The sequence below is a fragment of the Piscinibacter gummiphilus genome, assembly GCF_032681285.1.
Taxonomy (GTDB): domain Bacteria; phylum Pseudomonadota; class Gammaproteobacteria; order Burkholderiales; family Burkholderiaceae_C; genus Rhizobacter; species Rhizobacter gummiphilus_A.
In genome coordinates this window covers 3,568,082-3,584,343 of sequence record NZ_CP136336.1, presented here as the reverse complement: position 1 = coordinate 3,584,343, position 16,262 = coordinate 3,568,082, and the positions used below count along the sequence as shown (strand labels likewise).

The window sequence follows — 16,262 nt, the reverse complement described above, 5'->3', positions numbered from 1 at the left end:
CGCGGTCGCGGGCGCGAATCACCTTGATTGATGACGAGGCCCAGGCCCACCGTGTCAACACGCTGCTGCGCGTGCGTCCGAAAACGTGATGGGCACTGGCCGCATCTGTGGCTTTCCCCAAGCGAACGTGTAACCCGTCGGAGTACGCTGCGCTGGTCGAATTGAACTTCACGAGGACTCCTCATGACACAAGAAGCCTTCATCGTTGCCGCCACCCGCACGGCCGGCGGTCGCCGCGGCGGCCGGCTCTCGGGCTGGCACCCGGCCGACCTGGCCGCGCAGGTGCTGGACGCGCTAGTCGCCCGCACGAAAGCCGACCCCGCGCTCATCGACGACGTCATCATGGGCTGCGTCGGCCAGGCCGGCGAACAGGCGGCCAACGTGGGGCGCAACGCCGTCCTCGCGTCAACGCTGCCCGAGTCGGTGCCCGGCACCACGGTCGACCGGCAGTGCGGCTCGTCGCAGCAGGCGCTTCACTTCGCCGCGCAGGCGGTCATGTCGGGCAGCATGGACGTCGTCATCGCGGCGGGCGTGGAGAGCATGACCCGCGTGCCGATGGGCATGCCGATGACACTGCCCGCGAAGAATGGCCTCGGCTTCTACGTGAGCCCTGCGATGCAGAAGCGATACCCCGGCGTGGAGTTCAGCCAGTTCACCGGCGCCGAGATGATCGCCAGGAAATACGGCCTCTCGAAAGCGCAGCTCGACGAGTACGCCTTCCAGAGCCACCAGCGAGCCATCGAGGCGGTGCGTGCCGGCCGCTTCGAGGCAGAGATCACGCCGGTGGCCGCGCGCAACGCCGAGGCGGGTGACCTGGGCGAGCAGCACACGGTGGACGAAGGCATTCGCTTCGACGTCTCGCTGCAGGGCATCGCGGGTGTGAAGCTGGTGCAGCAAGGCGGCGTGGTGACGGCGGCCAGCGCCTCGCAGATCTGCGACGGCGCGAGCGGCGTGATGGTGGTCAACGAGCGCGGCCTCAAGGCTCTGGGCGTGAAGCCGCTCGCGCGCATCCACCACATGAGCGTGATGGGACACGACCCGGTGATCATGCTGGAGGCGCCCATCCCCGCCACGCAGCGCGCCTTGAAGAAGGCCGGACTCTCGATCGACGAAATCGATCTTTATGAGGTGAACGAGGCCTTCGCTCCTGTGCCGCTCGCGTGGCTGCAGGTAACGGGCGGGCAGGCCTCTCGCTTGAACGTCAACGGCGGCGCCATCGCGCTCGGCCACCCGCTGGGTGCGTCGGGCACCAAGCTGATGACGACACTCGTGCACGCGCTGCACCAGCGTGGCGGTCGCTACGGGCTGCAGACCATGTGCGAAGGCGGAGGGCTGGCCAACGTCACCATCGTCGAGCGCCTCTAGAGAGGCACGCGACGATGCCCTGCGCCTCAGCGACTCTCTTGTCGCGCGGGCCGAGAGTTGTTGATGAAGTGAGCCGGCGCGTGGGTCGCGCGCCGCGAGTCACGCACCTGGTTGACCAGCCTTTCGAAGACTTCCGGTTCGACGGGTTTGGTCAGGAAGTGATCGAAGCCCGCCTGGATGCTTCGCTCCCGAAGCGCGGGGTCGTCCCGTCCGGTCATGCAGACGAACAGGGCGTCGACACGGCCCGCCTCGCGGATGCGGGTGAGGGCGGCTTCCCCGTCCAGGTCGGGCATGCCAAGGTCGAGGAACACGATGTCCGGCCGGAAGAGCTCCGCCAGGCGGGCCCCGGTGATGCCGCCGAACGCCGCCGCGGTCTTGCAGCCGAGCATCTGAAGCAGCTCGCACGTGGTGCTGGCCACGTCGACATGGTCGTCGACCACCAGCGCCCGAATCGGCATGCGGCTCAGGTCTCGCCTTCTCGTCGGTGCCATCTCGTTGAGCGGCGCCGGCGAGAGCACAACTTCACCGGGTTGCGACGACATGGATGCCTCCCCGACCCACGTGATGGTGGTAGTCGCGCAGCGGCAACTTGAGCTGTGTGGGCGCGGTGGCCGCACGCCGCGTCGACAGCACCCATGAGAGACGCTCCAGCACCCAATATTCACCGGGCGGTACGACTTGTGGAACATCTCCCGGCGCAGCTGGCCACTTGAGAGGACTGGCAACACGTCCGCGTTTGATCATGGCCGGCATGATGCTGGGGAGTCGCGCTTTGCTGGAATGGCAACAAGCCCCCAGCTGGTGTCGGACAGCTCCTACGCTGTCTTCCGAGGGGGCTCGGCAAATGAAAAGAGCCGCCTCATCCGGAGATGGGGCGGCTCTTCAATTGTTGGCTCCTCGACCTGGGCTCGAACCAGGGACCTACGGATTAACAGTCCGGCGCTCTACCGACTGAGCTATCGAGGAACAGAGCCGCGCATTATAGCCATAGTTTTTGGCTCGCTTAAAGGCTCACCTCAACCGATGCGCGGAAGGTGCGTGCCGCCTGCGGGTACAGGTAGACATGGCCGTACTGGTAGGGCGACTCGCGCCACACGCGGCGGTCGAACACGTTGTCGACACCGAGGCGCCAAGTGAGGGCTGTTGCGCCTCGCTGTGCGTACCTGAGCGAGAGATCGGTCACGGCGTAGCCTGGAATCTTCACGCTGTTGTCGGGGAGCACCGCGCGGTCGCCGACGGCCAGCACGTCGACCTGGGTGCTGAAACCTGCGATTTGCGGCACGTCATAGCGCACCTGGAACTTGGCGGTGCGCAGGGGCACGTTGGTCGGCCGCTTGCCGTTCACGGCGGGGTCGGTAGTGCTGTCATGACGGTGTGCGCGCAGAGCTTGGAGGCTGCCTAGGAAATTCCAGGCACCAGTGCGCCACGCAGCGTTGCCTTCCAGCCCCTCGTGATGAGCGAAGCCATCGAGCACCGTGGTGCAGCTGTCATCGGTGCCATCGCAAGCGCCGGTGTCGGCCCACACGGGTCGCTTGATGTCGAACAGGGCGAAGCCCCAAGCCGCATTCGCCGTGCCGACCTTCAGCCCGGCTTCGAGCTGACGGCTGCGCGCGGCGGGCAGGGCTTGGCCGTGGTTGGTGTATTCGAGCCGGCCCGGCGCGGCGTCGCTCTCGGTGCCACGCCCCCAGCTGGCGTAGACCATCTGGTTGGGGGCGAAGGTGTAGCTCGTGGCCACGAAGGGTGAGTTGAACGCTTGCTCGAAGCTCGTGGGGTCGTTGCCGTCGGTCGTGATCGACGAACGCTTCAGCCTCGTGTGGCGCAACCCAAGCCACAGACCGAGGTGCTCGTTGAGCTTGACCATGTCCCGCACGAAGAGTTCGCTGCTGCGCTCGTCGCGGTCGGTGTTTGGGCTGGTGCGCGGATCGTTCGGAGGCGTGCCGAGGGTGCCCTCGACATTGCCGGTGCCGGCGAGGTCGAAACTCTGTGCGCCGAAGCGGTTCTTCACCCGCGTTTGCAGCAGGCCCGCCGACCAGTGGTGCTGCATGTCAGCGATCTTCAACTCACCATGCGCTGCCGCTTCCAGCGAATCGCTGCGGCGGCGTTCGTTCTCACTGCGGTAGTCGTAGAGATCGTAGGTCCCGTTGTTGCAGTAGCGATCACCGACCGGATAGCAGCCGTAAGGGAAGGCGAGCCGGTCATCGGTGCGCAGGCGTTGCGTGACGCCGTGCAGGCTCAGACGCCAGCTGTCGAACTTGTGGGTCACGCGCAGCGATGCCGTGTTGGCATCCATCACGACGGGTTGCGACCACGATTGGTTGTTCAGGTTGATGCGTGGGTCGCTCGGCGGGGGCAGACGGTCGCCAAGCAGACTGAATCCGGGTTGGCTCGGCTGTGACCGGCGGCTCGTCTCGCCTTCCACTTCAAGGAGGGTGGCAGGCGTGAGGCGCCAGTCGGCCGCCAGTGCGGCCAGGTGGCGTTTGCCTTGAGCACGGCGCAGTTGAGGGTCGAGATCCTCATAGGCGAGGTTGAGGCGAGCACCGAACGCATCGCCGCCGAAACGCTGGCTCAGGTCCGCGGCCGCCAGGGTCGAGTTGCGTTCACGCCAGCCGAGCGTGGCGTTGTACGAGGCTTGTGCCAGAGGCCGCTTGACCACGATGTTGGCGAGCCCGCCGGGAGCACTGGTGCCGCTCTGCATCCCGCTGGTGCCCTTGAGGATCTCGACGCGCTCCTTGTTGTCGAGTGGGATCGACGTCTCGGCGTTGATCGGCAGGCCGTCTCGGCGGTAGTTGAAGCGGTTGTCGAGCGCAAAGCCGCGCACGGTGAGCGAGTCCCAGTAGCCCTCGGAGTTGTAGGCGTCGCTGACGCTGGCGTCTGCCTTCACCACGTCGGCGAGGCGTTGCATGCCGCGGTCTTTCATCTGCGCAGTCGTGAAGACGCTCGCCTGCAGCGGTGTCTCTGACAAGAGCGTGGTGCCCCAGCCGGAGACTGACACCACCGGGTCGCTGCGGCCGGTCACCGTGACGGCCGGCAGCGTGGCGGAGGCTTGTGTCTGTCCGAAGGCCCAGCTGCACAGCAGCGAGGCGGCAGCTGCGGCGGGTGTGCGAAGAGGTCGAAGGGAGGCCATCGTGTGTGTCCGTAAGCGATGGCAGGTCGGCGGGCACCGTCTGGTCGGGTGCTTGCTTCCCTGCGCGAGGATTGCCTCGAATCGCGCACATAAACATGCGCGACCCGGCGTGTGGCGGCGAGCCGCCTCAGCCATCAGGTTCAAAGGGACTGTCTCAGCCGGCCGAAGCCAGCACCCCTAGCGAAAGCCCATTGTGCCAATGAAAAGGCCCGCACGAGGCGGGCCCAGGAAGAGGGGTGTGGCAGGTCAGGCTGCGGCGTCCTGCGCGATCTCGTTGCTGAAGACGCGCAGGTGCCCCTGGCCCTTGATGAGGTTGCGGTAGGAGTTGACAGCCACCGCCTCGACCTCCTTGGCCACGTCGTCGCCAGAGGCCACGACGCGCCCATCCTCCGCCACGATGGCCAGCCTGGCCGGCCGCCCGTTGACGGTGACGGTGAGCCCGACGTGAGCCACTGAGCTGACGACGACGCCCGCCACGCGGCCGATGATCTGGTCGCCGATCATGGCGTCCTCCCGAACTTGATCTTGAGGGTCTGGCGGCTGGCGCCGGCCTTGATCCGAATGGTGCGGCCATATCGGCGGAATGAGTATTCCGGCAAGGCGTCGCGCATGTCGATCGGCGTGGCGATCAGCTGTCTGCCGAGAAAGATGGCGCGCTGGTAGGGGCCGCGTGTTTTGAGTGGCGTCATTCGGCGCCACCCAGTTTGTTCAACGTCAAGAGGACAACGCCGCCCGGGTGGGTTGGCGCTACGTGAGCGGAGATGCACTGTCTTGCGCGCTCGTATTCCTCGGGCGTTTCGATGGCCTTGTCGAGGGTCATGGAGCCGCCATTGATCACCCGGATGCCATCGACGAGGTGCATGCAGCAGTAGTGATAGAGAACCATCAGATCCTCCACTTCACCAGCTGGAGTTCGAGGTGGCGGGAATTCGGCCGGTCTGGCTCGGTTGACAGCATGCGCTGCGCCTCGTCGATGAAGTGGGTCGAGCGCTGCAGCTCGCCGAGATAGAAGGCCTCCACCCAGACGTGGTCGAAGATGGTTCTGCCCGGTGCTGGCTTGAGGCGCTCAAGCTGCTCCCGCGGCTGCTTGGGTTCGACCACGATGCACTCGATGTTGCGCCCCATCTCCTTGGCCCGCCTGCGCACAATGTCCGCCTGGCGCGAGTCGACGAAGACCGCGCGGTCCCCGTCCCTCATGCTCTCGATCATGGACGTCGTGCGGCCCGACTGCCTGGCGGCCTGGAAGTAAGCGAGCGCCATGCCTTTCATTGCGGCACCAATGCCGAAGTGATCCATGGTCAGCCCTTCACGCAAACGACCTGGCGCAGTGTGTGCACCACGTCGACCAGGTCAGCCTGAGCGGCCATCACCGCGTCGATGTCCTTGTAGGCGCCCGGCGTCTCGTCGATGACGTCCTCATCCTTGCGGCACTCGACGCCGGCCGTGGCCGCAGCATGGTCGGCCAGCGTGAACCGGCGCTTCGCCTCGGTGCGGCTCATCGACCGGCCGGCGCCGTGCGAGCACGAGCAGAACGACTCGCGGTTGCCCTTGCCGCGCACGATGAACGACTTGGCGCCCATCGAACCGGGGATGATGCCGAGCTGGTCGCGCTGCGCGCTGACGGCGCCCTTGCGGGTGACGATCACGTCGTCGCCGAAGTGGCGCTCGCGGCTCACGTAGTTGTGGTGGCAGTTCACCGCCATGCAATCGCACCCGAACGGGCGGCCGACAGCGGCATAGAGCGCGGCCATCGACTCTTCCATCATGGCCTCGCGGTTCATCATGGCGAACTGCTGCGCCCACTCGACCGCCGCGACGTAGTCCTTGAAGAGCTCGGAGCCATCGGGGATGTAGGCCAGGTCGGCGTCAGGCAGGTTGATGAACCAGCGGCGCATGTCCTCCTTCGCGGCCTCGATGAAGACCGACCCGATGGCATTGCCCACGCCGCGAGAGCCGCTGTGCAGCATGACCCACACGCGCTGCTCTTCGTCGAGGCACACCTCGACGAAGTGGTTGCCGGTGCCGAGCGTGCCCAGGTGGTGCGCGCAGTTGGCCAGCGGCCGCTGCAGGCGCTTGTACTTGTCGAGCGAGACGGGGAAGCGGTCGACGTGGGGCTGCAGGCGCTTGTACGTCTCGTCGCTCACCTGGCCGAAGGCGCCGCGGTCGGAGCGAGGGTCGCCGTTGGCCGTGCGGCCGTGAGGGATGCGCGCCTCGATCGCCGAGCGCAGGCCGAACAGGTTGTCCGGCAGGTCGCTGGCGGTCAGCGTCGTGCGCTTGGCCATCATGCCGCAGCCGATGTCGACGCCGACGGCCGCGGGGATCACCGCGCCCTTGGTGGCAATCACGCTGCCGACCGTTGCGCCCATGCCCCAGTGCACGTCAGGCATCGCGGCGATGTGCTTGTGGATGAATGGCAGGGTGGCCAGGTTCTGCAGCTGGGCCATGGCCGCGTCCTCGATCTGAACGCCGCGCGTCCATGCCTTGATAGGCACCTTTGCGCCTTCGAAGTACTCGTAGGCTGCATCAGTCACAGGTCGCTCCTTCGCTGTCAGCCCAGCACGAGATCTCCGCGTCGGCGGCCTCCTCGGGCGTTGCAAACTCTTCGGCCGAGCCGGCCTCGAGCGAGGCGTCAGCGGCTTGCAGGCCGATCTCCTCGGAGACGTCGGCCACCTTCGCCATGTGTGCGGCGTAGCGCCGCTTCCAGGCGTCCTTGGTGATGATGTCCATTCAATGCTCCTGTGTCGCTTTCATCGACGCAGCTATGAAGACTTGGCTGCGCACATGCATGAGGCTCTTGGCGGCGTCGTGGGCGGCCTTCCGCTGGTCCGCCGGCAGCATCTCGAGCACATGGGCCACCACCGCGCCCATCGTTGTGGCCGCAGCCATCGAGATCTCGTGAGCACCGATCCCGGCGCCCTCGGTGCGCGCGGCCAGCAGGGCCACCGTCTCATTCAGCTGCAGCACGTCGAAGATTGCCGAAACGGCGTGCACGAAGACCTCTCCAAACTTCTTCTTCGCCTCATCGAAGATGGCATCGATTCCTGCCGACACCAGCTCCTCCGATACCTGAACGCTCATCTGCTACCTTTTCTGGCGACCGCGTCGTTGCGGTAACTGGATTGTCAAACTTTCTGGTTGCAATATCAACAGAAAGTTTGCGCCTGAGCGTGAAAAAACTACCGATGCCTTGCGCGCGACGCCCTCGCGATCACCGGCAGGCGCCAGCACTTCGAGCAGCGCCAGCGCCCAGGCACCACCTCGATCGCCTTGAACGGGTCGACCGGCTTCTTGCATCGATCGCAGCCGGGGGTTGTTGGCGCGCCCCCGTTCGGGGGCGGGGACTCGTTCGCCAGTACTGCTGTGGCGGTCATGGCGGTCAGACGAAGGGCGAAAGATCCGGCGGGGTCCAGCCGGGGCGCTTGCCGATCTTGCCGCCCTCGAGGATCACGGGCGTGCCGTCCTCGTTGAGCTTGTCGTCGTTCGACTGGAGAACCACCAGGTCGGCCGCGGGCTTGTTCATGGCGGCCATGTAGGCCACGCCGTTGCCGGTGACCTCGATGTCGCACAGGGCGTCGAGCGCCTGCTCGCGGTCGTAGATCACCGCGGTGGCGTGCCCCTTCTTCAGGTTGTAGCCGATGGCGTCGAGGATCGCGGCGACCTCCTGGGTCGCGTTGCTGGTCGCGCCGGTCGGGCTCATGACGTTCAGCGTCTTGAGGTACTCGGCGAACTCCTCGAGCTGGCAGCCGATCTGCACGCTGAGGCCTGCCTCGTTCGGGGCGGTCCCGTCCTCGGCGCTGGGCATGTCAGCCGGCGGGACGATGCGGGGGAACTTGCCGCAGGCCTTGAGCCAGTTGGCGGTGCGTTCGAAGTTTGTGGTCATGGCGGTCCCTATAGGGTTTGGGCGAGCACCTCGAGGGCGCCCGTGCTGCTCGCGAAGGCGAGCATTGCGAGGAGGGTGGTCAGCAGCACGATGGCTGTCGGAAGGCCCCTGCGCACGAGCCGGCCCGCCGTGCACCACTCTTGCCAGGTGAACCACCTGCAGATGGACACAACCAGGGCCAGCACGAACAGCAGGGGCCAGACGAGTTCCAAGATCAGGCCTTGGGCTGCTGGGCGACGGCGACCTGGCGCTCGATGCCCAGGCGGGCTGCGACTTCGGCGCCCATGGGGGTGAAGCGGAAGGAGTCGATGCGGAGCAGGTTGTTGATCGCGACCTCGGCGCCACCCTGGATCGGCGAGGCCACCAGCATCATGTCGTCGCGGGCGTGCAAGCGGTGAGGCAGGTGCTCGTACGGGTGCTCGACTTCCAGCGAGGTGATGTAGAACGCTTCGCCGATGGCGGGGATGAAGCGCTCGTCACCCGAGCCTTCCCTGGGCGGGAATTGGATGCCGGGGAAGACGGCAGACAGCATGTCGTCGAGGCTCTTGAATTGCATGCTGTGGATCTGTTGGGCGAACAAGGTGATCTCCTGGTGGGTTGCAAACAAAGTGATGGAATTAGAACAGAAAGTTTGTGTTCAGGCGAAAAAATATTGGCCGTTCGCCTTCGCGGCCAAGCCCTTCACGCGTGGGTTGTTGGCTGCGGTCCTGGTAGCGCAGTACGCCAAGAAGCCGGGTGCATTCAGGTTTTCCTTCTGCGTGCCCCACGACAGATTGCTCGCACGGTTGTTGCGCGAGTTTTCGTCGAGGTGCATGCAGACAATGCGCCCAGTCTCGCCGGGCGGCAGTACGGGGGCGGGGCCGTGGAACGCCTCGCACACCAAGCGGTGCACCTTGTACGTTTTGCCCTTGTGCACGTAGATAAGCCTCTCGCCGTCCCACTGGCCATGCCCGGCGAAGCCGCCGTACGAGCGGACCCCGCCTTTGGGCATAGGCGCCAGGTAGGGCGCAACCATGATGCGGCCGGCACTCGACACCATCAGCGCCGGAACGCTGGGCACTCGACACCACTCTTCCGCCTGAACAGGATCCATCAGAACTCCGTGCGATTCGCCTGGAGAACCGACAGGCCGCGGCCATACTTGGTGCGCAGAAGCGCCTTCGATGTGCCAGCGGTGTCGCGCATCTCCGTCATGTTGAAGGCGAACGGGATGTCGTCGTCCATGTCATCGAAGCCGGTGTTCGACTTCGGTTGCTGGCGCTGCTGGCCGCCGCCGCGATGCGAGCCATACCCGCCGCCGTTGCCGCCGCCCTGCTGGCCGCCCTGCTGGCCGCCGCGCGAAGCCGGCGCGCCACCCTGGCTGCGGCCGCGCGGAGCGCCGCCGTCATCGCCCTGGCCGCCGCCTTCGCTGCGCTCGCGGCTGCCCAGCAGCTGGATGTTCTCGCCGATGATCTCGGTGGTGTACTTCTCGACGCCGTCCTTGTCGGTCCACTTGCGGGTCTTCAGGCGGCCCTCGACGTAGAGCGGGTGGCCCTTCTTCGTGTACTCGCCGACGATCTCCGCCATGCGGCCGAAGAACACCACGCGGTGCCACTCGGTCTCTTCGACCATTTCCCCGCTGCTCTTGTCCTTCCACTTGCGCGTGGTAGCTAGGCTGATGGTGCAGGTGGCGTCACCGTTGGGCATGTAGCGAACCTCGGGGTCTTTGCCGAGGTTGCCGATGGTGATCGTCTTGTTTACGGATGCCATGTCTATCTAGTCTTTCGTGGTGGTTTGGGATGGTGCAGCTCAGCGCTGCGGTTTGGCCTTGACGGATTCCGCCAGGGATTTCTTGAGCCCACGGTAGAGGCCGCGGGTGCTGAACGGGTCGTTGACCGAGGTGACCATCACCGCGACCACCTTGCCGCTCTCGTTGCGGCGCACGGTCTCGCTCTTGACCACGAGCTCGCGGTCGATGTGCTTCTCGCCGGCCAGCTCTTCTCGTGCCAGTCGGCGCAGAGCCTTCGCCTTCTTCGCGTTGGTCATGCTGCAGCGAGCTCCTGGCTGGCGGCCTCGTCGTTCGCGGCCTTGTTGAACGGCGCGCTCAGGATGGCCTTGAAGCGCTCGACGCGGTTGTTGAAGGCGAGCAGGTCGAGTGCCATCTTGTCGATGAACTCCTCGTCGCGATACACGCGCTTCACGTAGAGATCGTTGCCGTTGTTGAGCGCGGCCAGGTCGGGGATGGCCATCAGGAAGTCGCACCACTTGCGGCCGGTGATCCACAGGCCGCCCTGCATCTGGTGCATGTACTCGCTGATGTCGCCGGTCTGGATGATCCGCAGGATCTTGATGGTGTCGAGCGGCGTCTTCACCTCGATCATCCCGTCGTCGCCAACGAAGCCGTCGGTGCTGTAGCCGAACATGCGGTCGTAGGTGAGCACAAGGCCCGCCTCGTCCACCATCAGCTTGTTGCGTTCCTCGTACTTCATGCGCGCGAAGAACTCGCCCTCGTGGCCGCGCTCAGTCGCGAAGAAGCTGCCCTGCGTGTTGCCGTAGGGCTTGCCGCTGATGCGCTCGATGGCGTACTTAATCGCGAGCTTGTTCGAAGCCTCGCTGGGCTCGCCGACCGGCAGGCCGGCCAGGGCCTTCTTCACGGTCTCGGAGGTGGGCTTGGCCTTGTAGCCGGCGAGGGCCAGGGCCTCCGGCTCAGGCTTGCCGGCGAGCATCGCGTCGACGTACTTCTGCTGCTTCTCGTCGAGCGTGCCGACCAGCGAGAGCGCCTCGGCGAATACGCTGGCGGTGGGCACGCCGCAGCGTGCCTGGTGCCACTCGTCGGTGCCCTGCTCGCAGGCGATGAAAATTGGTGCGGTGTTCATGCTGCCTTCCGGTTGGTGTAGGTTGCGTCTTCGGCGCCGTCCTTGGCGGCCAGTTGCTTGCGGCGGTCGACCACGGCGCGCTTGAAGATGGCGCCGTTGGCCATGTCGCGCAGCTTGGTGATCAGCGCGACGCCCTCGTGGTACACGCGCATCACCGCCTCGTCGGTCGTGGCCGCCTTGACGCGCTTGATCCAGTACTCGGAGTCGAACCTCTCTTCCGGCTCATCGCCGACCGGCACGTTCTCCAGCGGGTGTGCCATGCCGTCACCCTGGGTGTCGAGCATGTGGATCGCGCGCTCCAGGCGGGCGGTGTTGCCGCGGCCGCGCCACCACTTGCTGGCGCGACGCACGACCGTCTTCTTGGCCATCTCGAGCCAGTCGTCCACCCATGGCGTCTTCGAGATCTTGTTTTCCTGGTAGGCCTTGAACGCCTCGCTGCGGTCGCGGATGTCGTTGATCTCGCCGACGGTCATGACCTCGGTCAGGAAGTCCCCGTTCGGGAGCTTGCTGACGACGTAGATGGCCACGAGGTCGCCGCGGTCGGTGAACTCCTTGAACTTGTGGTGAGGCGGCGTGCCATCGTTGGTGCGCTGGAACTCGTCGTTCGCGTAGACCTCGTGCGCCTTGGCCCACATGATGGCGCCGGCCTCGACAGCCAGATCGATCAGGCCACCCCAACCCACGTCGAGGCACACGACAACGCCTTGCTTGCCGACCTTGCGCGGCACCAGGTAAGCCTGCTTCTTGGCGGGATTCAGGGTGAGGCCGATCGCCGCCACGTTGACGATGGCGTTGTGCATCGACTGCCGGGCGTTCTTCGCGACCTTGAGCAGGTACTCGTTCGCGGTCACGATCTGTACCGCGAAGGAAGCCTCGGACTCGAAGTTGATGCTCAGGCCGGGCGCAATGGCCGCGTCGAAACTTTCGCGCGCGTTGTAGATGTCGTTGACGACAAGTTCGAGGCTCATGCTGCGATCTCCTTGTAGGCGATGTTGAAGGTCGCGATCCAGGTGATCACGTCTTCCTCGGTGGCATTGAATGCGTTGGCCAGCACGGCCACGATCTGCGCTTCGGCCGGGCGGCGCGCTGGCGCAACGGCGGGCTGGTCGTCGGCCGGGGGCGGCTGCTCGACCAGCGGCTCGGCCGCGGGCTCGTTTGCCGCATCCACTTGGGCGGCGGGCGCCTCGGGCTCGGGCGCCGGCGCCGCGGCTTCGAGCGCGTCCAGCTCGGCCGCGGCGCCCTCCTTGACCTCGGCCTTCTGAGCGTTAGCCTGCTCGATTGCAGCGAGGCGCTCAGCTTCGAATGCGTCCTGTTGGCGCTTGAGTTCCACCGCCTCGGCTGCCTGGTCGTCCTTCTGTTTCTGCAGCTTCTTGAACTGCTCGGCCGCCTCTTCGTTCTGGCGGCGGACGCGCTCGTTGTACTCGGCGCGCAGGCGCTCGCTTTCGGCGGTGGACTGCCGCATCGCTTCCAGCTGCGAGATGGTCCGCTCGAGCGCGTCGGACACGTCAGCGTCGGCAAAGGCGTCGGTCACTGGCCTGTACTGCTCGAGGCCGGTGATGGCGGCGGAGATGTGCTCTGAAGACTTGCCGACCGCCGATACCGCGGCCATGGTGATCAAGCCCAGCATGTGCGAGCGTTCCGTGGCGCGCTTCGCGGCAGCCTGGCGCTCGCGCTCGGCGGCTTCCTCGGCGAGGCGCAGCTGCTCGCGCTGCTCTTCGAGGCGGCGAGCTTCGGCTTCGCGCTCTTCCGCCGCCTGAAGCAGCGACTGCAGGTCGCGCACCGCCTTCGTCCACGAAGCGACCGCCTCGTCGATGAACTCGGCGAACTCTTCTTCGGCGATCTGACGGCCGACGATGCTGTCCAGCGCATCGGACACCTTGCTGGCGGACGCGGCGGCCACCGAGACGACCAACTCGCCGAACGACGCGATCGTGGCGCGAATGGCCTTCACACGAGCGACCTCGGCCTCTTCGCGAGCCTTCTTCTCGGCGGCCTTGCGCTGCTCTTTGGCGACGATCTTGGCGTCCCAGGCAAGCTCGATCGGCTCGACGAATGCCTTGATCTCGTCGCGGAGCGCGCGGGCATCTCGCTGGGCTTTGAGCAGTGGCTGGTTGCACTGCTCATAGACCGCGTCGGCCGAGGCGCGGATGCTCACGCAGCGCTTGCGGAACTTGCGGGCTGCATCGTCGCCAGCGGTGGTCTCGATGTCCCAGTCGGCCGCCTCGTGGTCGGCCTTCAGCTGGTCGAGGCCGGCCTTGATCTTCTGCAGCGGGTCGAACAGCGCGACGGCGTTCGACTTGGGTGCGGCGTCGACGAGTTCGTCGGCAACCTCGGGCGCGCCGGATGGCGCTTCTTGCGTGTCGGTGGTCATGGAATCTCCTGAAGTGAGACTCCATCCTAGGTACAAAAACTTATCGTGTCAACAGAAAGTTTGTGTTGTCAGCGATGACCCCGCCATTTGAGGTGGTTGCGGGCATAGACGACCCAGAGCGCGGCATTGAGCGGCAGCAGGCCCCAGGCCTGGTCGGCGATTGTCCAGACCGTCCAGAGCGCCTGGCCCACCAAGCCCACCACCCACGCGCGCGGGTGCATGTTGCCGGCGAGCACGTTCATCCAGATGGTGATGCCCGATAGCAGCCAGGGGAGGTAGACGCGGATCACTTCGGCAAAGCTCATTTCTTGCGGCCTTTGACTGCTTCGACCACGAGGTGAATCGTCGTTGTGGCGTTCATCACGCTCATGCGCCTGGTCGAGTGGTGCACCTCCACCACTCGCCATCGCCAGCCATTGAGCTGCCTGCTGTGACTCAGCGAGTCCTCGTTCCACTTCTCGGGGTCGTGCGCCTCGTGGCTGTAGCTGATGAACTCACCAACGCGGGGTACGGCCTCCATCTCGGCCGAGAACAGGCTGCCGCCCTGGTGGCTTGAGACCATCACATGAATGCCACCGCTCATTTGAACCACCGCTCAAGCGAGTGCTTCACGATCGCCTCGACCTCGCCAGGCTTAGCGGGCCGCGGCTCAGCGCTACCCCACTCGCTGCCGACGGGCCAGAAGACGCACGCTGACTCGTCATTGGTGGGTGTCTTGTGCATCACCGTGACGGTGCCATTCGAAGCGCTGGTCTCGTGGATCTCGTCTGGTTCCTGCCGGTAGGTGTCGCCTGGGCCGTACCACTCCGGCGTCTTCGGGCGCAGAAAGACTTGCGCCGGCTCGGCCTTGAAGTAGCAGCCATAGCCCGGCTTGAGCACTGCCATCATGAATGGCCTGGAGCCCATCACCTCGGTGGCGTGCCGCGCGTAGCGCAGGTTCGCCAGGCGTCCGGCGACGATGGTCGATTCGAGTCCCCACTGCAGGTGGTCGTGGATCATGCTGACGCCTGGCGCGGCGAAGTCGTCGTTCCAGATGTGCAGCCTGGTGTTGTTGCCCATGTGGAGGCGCAGCATGCCCATGCCCTGCAGCGACCACTCGAAGGCCTGTGCGTTCATGAGGATGGCGCGGGCCAGCTCTTTCGTTGGATTGGTCATGTCGAGGCTTGCTCTCTTGCGGGTCGCACGCTGGCGACGGTGTCGTAGTTGCCCATGGCGAGCGGGAGGCGAGGGCGCTGCTCGATCGTGAGCACCTTCCCCTGGCGTTCGGCCTGCTTCACGAGCAGGTCCGCGGCCAGCCTGATGTCTGCGGTGCCATTGAAGGTGGCGCGCGCCTCATCCGCGCGACGCAAGATCGGCGGCACCAGTTCGCGCACCGAAGCGAGGAGCGAGAGGAGGCCATCGCCATATGGGCCAAGGTAGGCTTTCCCCAGGTGCTGCAGCAGGCAGTTGAGAACGGCCTGGTGGCTGTAGCCAGAGATCGCCTCGAGCGCACGCATCTCACTCTCGGTGAGGCGCAACGTGCACTCGACGGCGATGGTCGGCTTCTGTTCGATCTTGCTCATGTGATGCCTATAGGGTTTGGTCTGGCGGTGGTTGCCTCTTGCGCACGCTCAGCTTCAGCGTGGTGATGTCGTAGCCGCGGGCGTGCAGCTCCTCGATGAAGCTGGGGCTGACCTGTGGCTTGCCGAAGTGCGGCCGCTCAGTGGCAAGGTGGTAGTGCGCCAGGTTGCCGTCGCGCTTGCTGACCCCTTCGCCCCAGCAGATGCAGACGTCGGGGTCTTCGCCGCGGGCGGGCCTGCCGTAGCAAACGAGCAGCTCGCCCGGCTTCGCCGTCGGGATGCGAACGCGCTTCGCAGCACTCATGCTGATCGACGGCGCCTTGCCTTCAGCGGGTAGGCCTCGTCCGCCACACCCTTGATGACCGACAGCTTCTTGCCCTGCATGAAGTAGTGGATCGCGTTCTGCACCTTGAGGAACGAGTCGCGCCACAGCGCGCTGCTCGACGCCTGCGCGCCCTTCGCGAGGATGTAGTTGCGGATCGCGATGGCTGCCGACTCGCTCGCGCCATCAGAGAAGCCGGAGCCGAGCACGTCGCAGAAGCGGCGCAGCTTGTCCTTGTCGGCCTCGTGATACCAGGCGCGGCCGACTGCCCCAAGCACGACCGAATTGCTGAGCAGCTTCACGCGCTTCACGTTCGACGACGCCCACGTTGCGGCCTCGCGGTGCTCCTCGACGACGGCCAGCTTCGCGGCGTTCGAGCGCGAGCCGACAGGCGCGGCGCCGTCAGCGATGGCGCGCGCCGCGCTGATCATCGCCGCAGAGATGCCCGTGTCGACGCCGCTGATGCGGGCGTTGTCGATCAACGAGCGGCCCAGCCCGGTGTTCAAGTTGAGGCCATCCTCGCGCTCGAGGCCGCGGGCCACCGGCATGCGCTGCGTGGTTCCGCTCTCGAGGATGGCCCACAGGCGGTGCTGCCCGTCAGCCAGGTCGCCGTCGACGTAGAAGGAGATCGGCTCCGGGCAGTTTGTCCAGCGGCCGTTCTTCATGTCGTCGGCGTACTTCTCGGCGACGCCGTCCCGCATCTTGCGGTTCGACTTGTTCTGGTTCAGCCACGCCTCGGCCTTCGAGGGCGTGATGTCCTCAATCTTGATGTCCATGTGGTTCCTG

Annotated in this window: 25 protein-coding genes and 1 tRNA gene; 1 reads left to right on the top strand and 25 read right to left on the bottom strand. The window is 65.7% G+C overall.

Annotated features, from left to right (window positions below; genetic code table 11):
- Positions 1-183: 183 nt before the first annotated feature.
- Positions 184-1,365, top strand: a complete 1,182-nt coding sequence (locus RXV79_RS16735) for an acetyl-CoA C-acetyltransferase (protein ID WP_316699070.1) — start codon at positions 184-186, stop codon at positions 1,363-1,365.
- A gap of 26 nt (positions 1,366-1,391) precedes the next feature.
- On the opposite strand, the gene RXV79_RS16730 is transcribed toward RXV79_RS16735, so the two are convergent.
- The 25 genes from RXV79_RS16730 to RXV79_RS16610 all read right to left on the bottom strand — a co-directional run bounded on the left by RXV79_RS16730 (position 1,392) and on the right by RXV79_RS16610 (position 16,252).
- Complete coding sequence (locus tag RXV79_RS16730; RefSeq protein ID WP_316699069.1) at positions 1,392-1,907, bottom strand: response regulator; 516 nt, start codon at positions 1,905-1,907, stop codon at positions 1,392-1,394.
- A gap of 348 nt (positions 1,908-2,255) precedes the next feature.
- A tRNA-Asn gene (locus RXV79_RS16725) sits at positions 2,256-2,331 on the bottom strand.
- A 37-nt stretch (positions 2,332-2,368) separates the two neighbouring features.
- Positions 2,369-4,489, bottom strand: a complete 2,121-nt coding sequence (locus tag RXV79_RS16720; protein ID WP_316699068.1) for a TonB-dependent siderophore receptor — start codon at positions 4,487-4,489, stop codon at positions 2,369-2,371.
- A 246-nt stretch (positions 4,490-4,735) separates the two neighbouring features.
- The gene (locus RXV79_RS16715; protein WP_316699066.1) at positions 4,736-4,993 is read right to left on the bottom strand and encodes a hypothetical protein; all 258 of its coding nucleotides are present in this window, start codon (positions 4,991-4,993) and stop codon (positions 4,736-4,738) included.
- Complete coding sequence (locus tag RXV79_RS16710; RefSeq protein ID WP_316699065.1) at positions 4,990-5,178, bottom strand: hypothetical protein; 189 nt, start codon at positions 5,176-5,178, stop codon at positions 4,990-4,992. The genes RXV79_RS16715 and RXV79_RS16710 overlap by 4 nt, the downstream gene beginning before the upstream one ends.
- Complete coding sequence (locus RXV79_RS16705) at positions 5,175-5,375, bottom strand: hypothetical protein (RefSeq protein WP_316699063.1); 201 nt, start codon at positions 5,373-5,375, stop codon at positions 5,175-5,177. Before RXV79_RS16705 ends, RXV79_RS16710 begins: the two co-directional genes overlap by 4 nt.
- Complete coding sequence (locus RXV79_RS16700; RefSeq protein ID WP_316699062.1) at positions 5,375-5,785, bottom strand: hypothetical protein; 411 nt, start codon at positions 5,783-5,785, stop codon at positions 5,375-5,377. The genes RXV79_RS16705 and RXV79_RS16700 overlap by 1 nt, the downstream gene beginning before the upstream one ends.
- A gap of 2 nt (positions 5,786-5,787) precedes the next feature.
- Positions 5,788-7,020 carry an RtcB family protein gene (locus RXV79_RS16695; protein ID WP_316699060.1) on the bottom strand — a complete coding sequence of 411 codons (1,233 nt, stop codon included), beginning with the start codon at positions 7,018-7,020 and terminating at the stop codon, positions 5,788-5,790.
- Positions 7,013-7,216 (bottom strand): hypothetical protein, encoded by a 204-nt coding sequence (locus tag RXV79_RS16690; RefSeq protein WP_316699057.1) that lies wholly within the window; start codon positions 7,214-7,216, stop codon positions 7,013-7,015. Before RXV79_RS16690 ends, RXV79_RS16695 begins: the two co-directional genes overlap by 8 nt.
- Positions 7,217-7,567 (bottom strand): hypothetical protein, encoded by a 351-nt coding sequence (locus tag RXV79_RS16685; protein WP_316699056.1) that lies wholly within the window; start codon positions 7,565-7,567, stop codon positions 7,217-7,219. It abuts the gene before it with no gap.
- Between the two features lie 298 nt (positions 7,568-7,865).
- Positions 7,866-8,369, bottom strand: coding sequence for a hypothetical protein (locus tag RXV79_RS16680; RefSeq protein ID WP_316699054.1), 504 nt, complete (start codon positions 8,367-8,369; stop codon positions 7,866-7,868).
- Between the two features lie 8 nt (positions 8,370-8,377).
- On the bottom strand, positions 8,378-8,581 hold the full coding sequence (locus RXV79_RS16675) for a hypothetical protein (RefSeq protein ID WP_316699053.1): 204 nt from the start codon (positions 8,579-8,581) through the stop codon (positions 8,378-8,380).
- Positions 8,582-8,583: 2 nt separating this feature from the next.
- Positions 8,584-8,949, bottom strand: a complete 366-nt coding sequence (locus RXV79_RS16670; protein WP_316699052.1) for a hypothetical protein — start codon at positions 8,947-8,949, stop codon at positions 8,584-8,586.
- Positions 8,950-9,006: 57 nt separating this feature from the next.
- Positions 9,007-9,462, bottom strand: a complete 456-nt coding sequence (locus tag RXV79_RS16665; protein ID WP_316699051.1) for an HNH endonuclease signature motif containing protein — start codon at positions 9,460-9,462, stop codon at positions 9,007-9,009.
- Positions 9,462-10,118, bottom strand: coding sequence for a single-stranded DNA-binding protein (ssb, locus tag RXV79_RS16660; RefSeq protein WP_413816618.1), 657 nt, complete (start codon positions 10,116-10,118; stop codon positions 9,462-9,464). The genes RXV79_RS16665 and ssb overlap by 1 nt, the downstream gene beginning before the upstream one ends.
- 39 nt (positions 10,119-10,157) lie before the next feature.
- Entirely contained in the window at positions 10,158-10,394 is a 237-nt protein-coding gene (locus RXV79_RS16655; protein WP_316699050.1) for a hypothetical protein, read from the bottom strand.
- Positions 10,391-11,224 carry a lambda exonuclease family protein gene (locus RXV79_RS16650; protein WP_316699048.1) on the bottom strand — a complete coding sequence of 278 codons (834 nt, stop codon included), beginning with the start codon at positions 11,222-11,224 and terminating at the stop codon, positions 10,391-10,393. Before RXV79_RS16650 ends, RXV79_RS16655 begins: the two co-directional genes overlap by 4 nt.
- On the bottom strand, positions 11,221-12,192 hold the full coding sequence (locus tag RXV79_RS16645) for a recombinase RecT (RefSeq protein ID WP_316699046.1): 972 nt from the start codon (positions 12,190-12,192) through the stop codon (positions 11,221-11,223). The genes RXV79_RS16650 and RXV79_RS16645 overlap by 4 nt, the downstream gene beginning before the upstream one ends.
- Complete coding sequence (locus RXV79_RS16640) at positions 12,189-13,595, bottom strand: hypothetical protein (RefSeq protein ID WP_316699045.1); 1,407 nt, start codon at positions 13,593-13,595, stop codon at positions 12,189-12,191. The genes RXV79_RS16645 and RXV79_RS16640 overlap by 4 nt, the downstream gene beginning before the upstream one ends.
- 68 nt (positions 13,596-13,663) lie before the next feature.
- The gene (locus RXV79_RS16635) at positions 13,664-13,900 is read right to left on the bottom strand and encodes a hypothetical protein (RefSeq protein ID WP_316699044.1); all 237 of its coding nucleotides are present in this window, start codon (positions 13,898-13,900) and stop codon (positions 13,664-13,666) included.
- On the bottom strand, positions 13,897-14,178 hold the full coding sequence (locus tag RXV79_RS16630) for a hypothetical protein (protein WP_316699043.1): 282 nt from the start codon (positions 14,176-14,178) through the stop codon (positions 13,897-13,899). The genes RXV79_RS16635 and RXV79_RS16630 overlap by 4 nt, the downstream gene beginning before the upstream one ends.
- Positions 14,175-14,750 carry a hypothetical protein gene (locus RXV79_RS16625; RefSeq protein ID WP_316699041.1) on the bottom strand — a complete coding sequence of 192 codons (576 nt, stop codon included), beginning with the start codon at positions 14,748-14,750 and terminating at the stop codon, positions 14,175-14,177. Before RXV79_RS16625 ends, RXV79_RS16630 begins: the two co-directional genes overlap by 4 nt.
- On the bottom strand, positions 14,747-15,157 hold the full coding sequence (locus tag RXV79_RS16620; RefSeq protein ID WP_316699039.1) for a hypothetical protein: 411 nt from the start codon (positions 15,155-15,157) through the stop codon (positions 14,747-14,749). Before RXV79_RS16620 ends, RXV79_RS16625 begins: the two co-directional genes overlap by 4 nt.
- Before the next feature lie 7 nt (positions 15,158-15,164).
- Positions 15,165-15,458, bottom strand: coding sequence for a hypothetical protein (locus tag RXV79_RS16615; protein ID WP_316699037.1), 294 nt, complete (start codon positions 15,456-15,458; stop codon positions 15,165-15,167).
- The gene (locus tag RXV79_RS16610) at positions 15,455-16,252 is read right to left on the bottom strand and encodes a hypothetical protein (protein ID WP_316699035.1); all 798 of its coding nucleotides are present in this window, start codon (positions 16,250-16,252) and stop codon (positions 15,455-15,457) included. The genes RXV79_RS16615 and RXV79_RS16610 overlap by 4 nt, the downstream gene beginning before the upstream one ends.
- Between the last annotated feature and the right edge of the window lie 10 nt (positions 16,253-16,262).

Bases quoted from the DNA above. Each gene is read 5' to 3' on its own strand.
- RXV79_RS16620 (WP_316699039.1), bottom strand. From the start codon at position 15,157: ATGAGCAAGATCGAACAGAAGCCGACCATCGCCGTCGAGTGCACGTTG.
- RXV79_RS16705 (WP_316699063.1), bottom strand. From the start codon at position 5,375: ATGGTTCTCTATCACTACTGCTGCATGCACCTCGTCGATGGCATCCGG.
- RXV79_RS16685 (WP_316699056.1), bottom strand. From the start codon at position 7,567: ATGAGCGTTCAGGTATCGGAGGAGCTGGTGTCGGCAGGAATCGATGCC.
- RXV79_RS16735 (WP_316699070.1), top strand. From the start codon at position 184: ATGACACAAGAAGCCTTCATCGTTGCCGCCACCCGCACGGCCGGCGGT.
- ssb (WP_413816618.1), bottom strand. From the start codon at position 10,118: ATGGCATCCGTAAACAAGACGATCACCATCGGCAACCTCGGCAAAGAC.
- RXV79_RS16730 (WP_316699069.1), bottom strand. From the start codon at position 1,907: ATGTCGTCGCAACCCGGTGAAGTTGTGCTCTCGCCGGCGCCGCTCAAC.
- RXV79_RS16715 (WP_316699066.1), bottom strand. From the start codon at position 4,993: ATGATCGGCGACCAGATCATCGGCCGCGTGGCGGGCGTCGTCGTCAGC.
- RXV79_RS16645 (WP_316699046.1), bottom strand. From the start codon at position 12,192: ATGAGCCTCGAACTTGTCGTCAACGACATCTACAACGCGCGCGAAAGT.
- RXV79_RS16710 (WP_316699065.1), bottom strand. From the start codon at position 5,178: ATGACGCCACTCAAAACACGCGGCCCCTACCAGCGCGCCATCTTTCTC.
- RXV79_RS16655 (WP_316699050.1), bottom strand. From the start codon at position 10,394: ATGACCAACGCGAAGAAGGCGAAGGCTCTGCGCCGACTGGCACGAGAA.
- RXV79_RS16690 (WP_316699057.1), bottom strand. From the start codon at position 7,216: ATGGACATCATCACCAAGGACGCCTGGAAGCGGCGCTACGCCGCACAC.
- RXV79_RS16700 (WP_316699062.1), bottom strand. From the start codon at position 5,785: ATGGATCACTTCGGCATTGGTGCCGCAATGAAAGGCATGGCGCTCGCT.
- RXV79_RS16640 (WP_316699045.1), bottom strand. From the start codon at position 13,595: ATGACCACCGACACGCAAGAAGCGCCATCCGGCGCGCCCGAGGTTGCC.
- RXV79_RS16625 (WP_316699041.1), bottom strand. From the start codon at position 14,750: ATGACCAATCCAACGAAAGAGCTGGCCCGCGCCATCCTCATGAACGCA.
- RXV79_RS16650 (WP_316699048.1), bottom strand. From the start codon at position 11,224: ATGAACACCGCACCAATTTTCATCGCCTGCGAGCAGGGCACCGACGAG.
- RXV79_RS16665 (WP_316699051.1), bottom strand. From the start codon at position 9,462: ATGGATCCTGTTCAGGCGGAAGAGTGGTGTCGAGTGCCCAGCGTTCCG.
- RXV79_RS16615 (WP_316699037.1), bottom strand. From the start codon at position 15,458: ATGAGTGCTGCGAAGCGCGTTCGCATCCCGACGGCGAAGCCGGGCGAG.
- RXV79_RS16635 (WP_316699044.1), bottom strand. From the start codon at position 13,900: ATGAGCTTTGCCGAAGTGATCCGCGTCTACCTCCCCTGGCTGCTATCG.
- RXV79_RS16610 (WP_316699035.1), bottom strand. From the start codon at position 16,252: ATGGACATCAAGATTGAGGACATCACGCCCTCGAAGGCCGAGGCGTGG.
- RXV79_RS16630 (WP_316699043.1), bottom strand. From the start codon at position 14,178: ATGAGCGGTGGCATTCATGTGATGGTCTCAAGCCACCAGGGCGGCAGC.
- RXV79_RS16680 (WP_316699054.1), bottom strand. From the start codon at position 8,369: ATGACCACAAACTTCGAACGCACCGCCAACTGGCTCAAGGCCTGCGGC.
- RXV79_RS16720 (WP_316699068.1), bottom strand. From the start codon at position 4,489: ATGGCCTCCCTTCGACCTCTTCGCACACCCGCCGCAGCTGCCGCCTCG.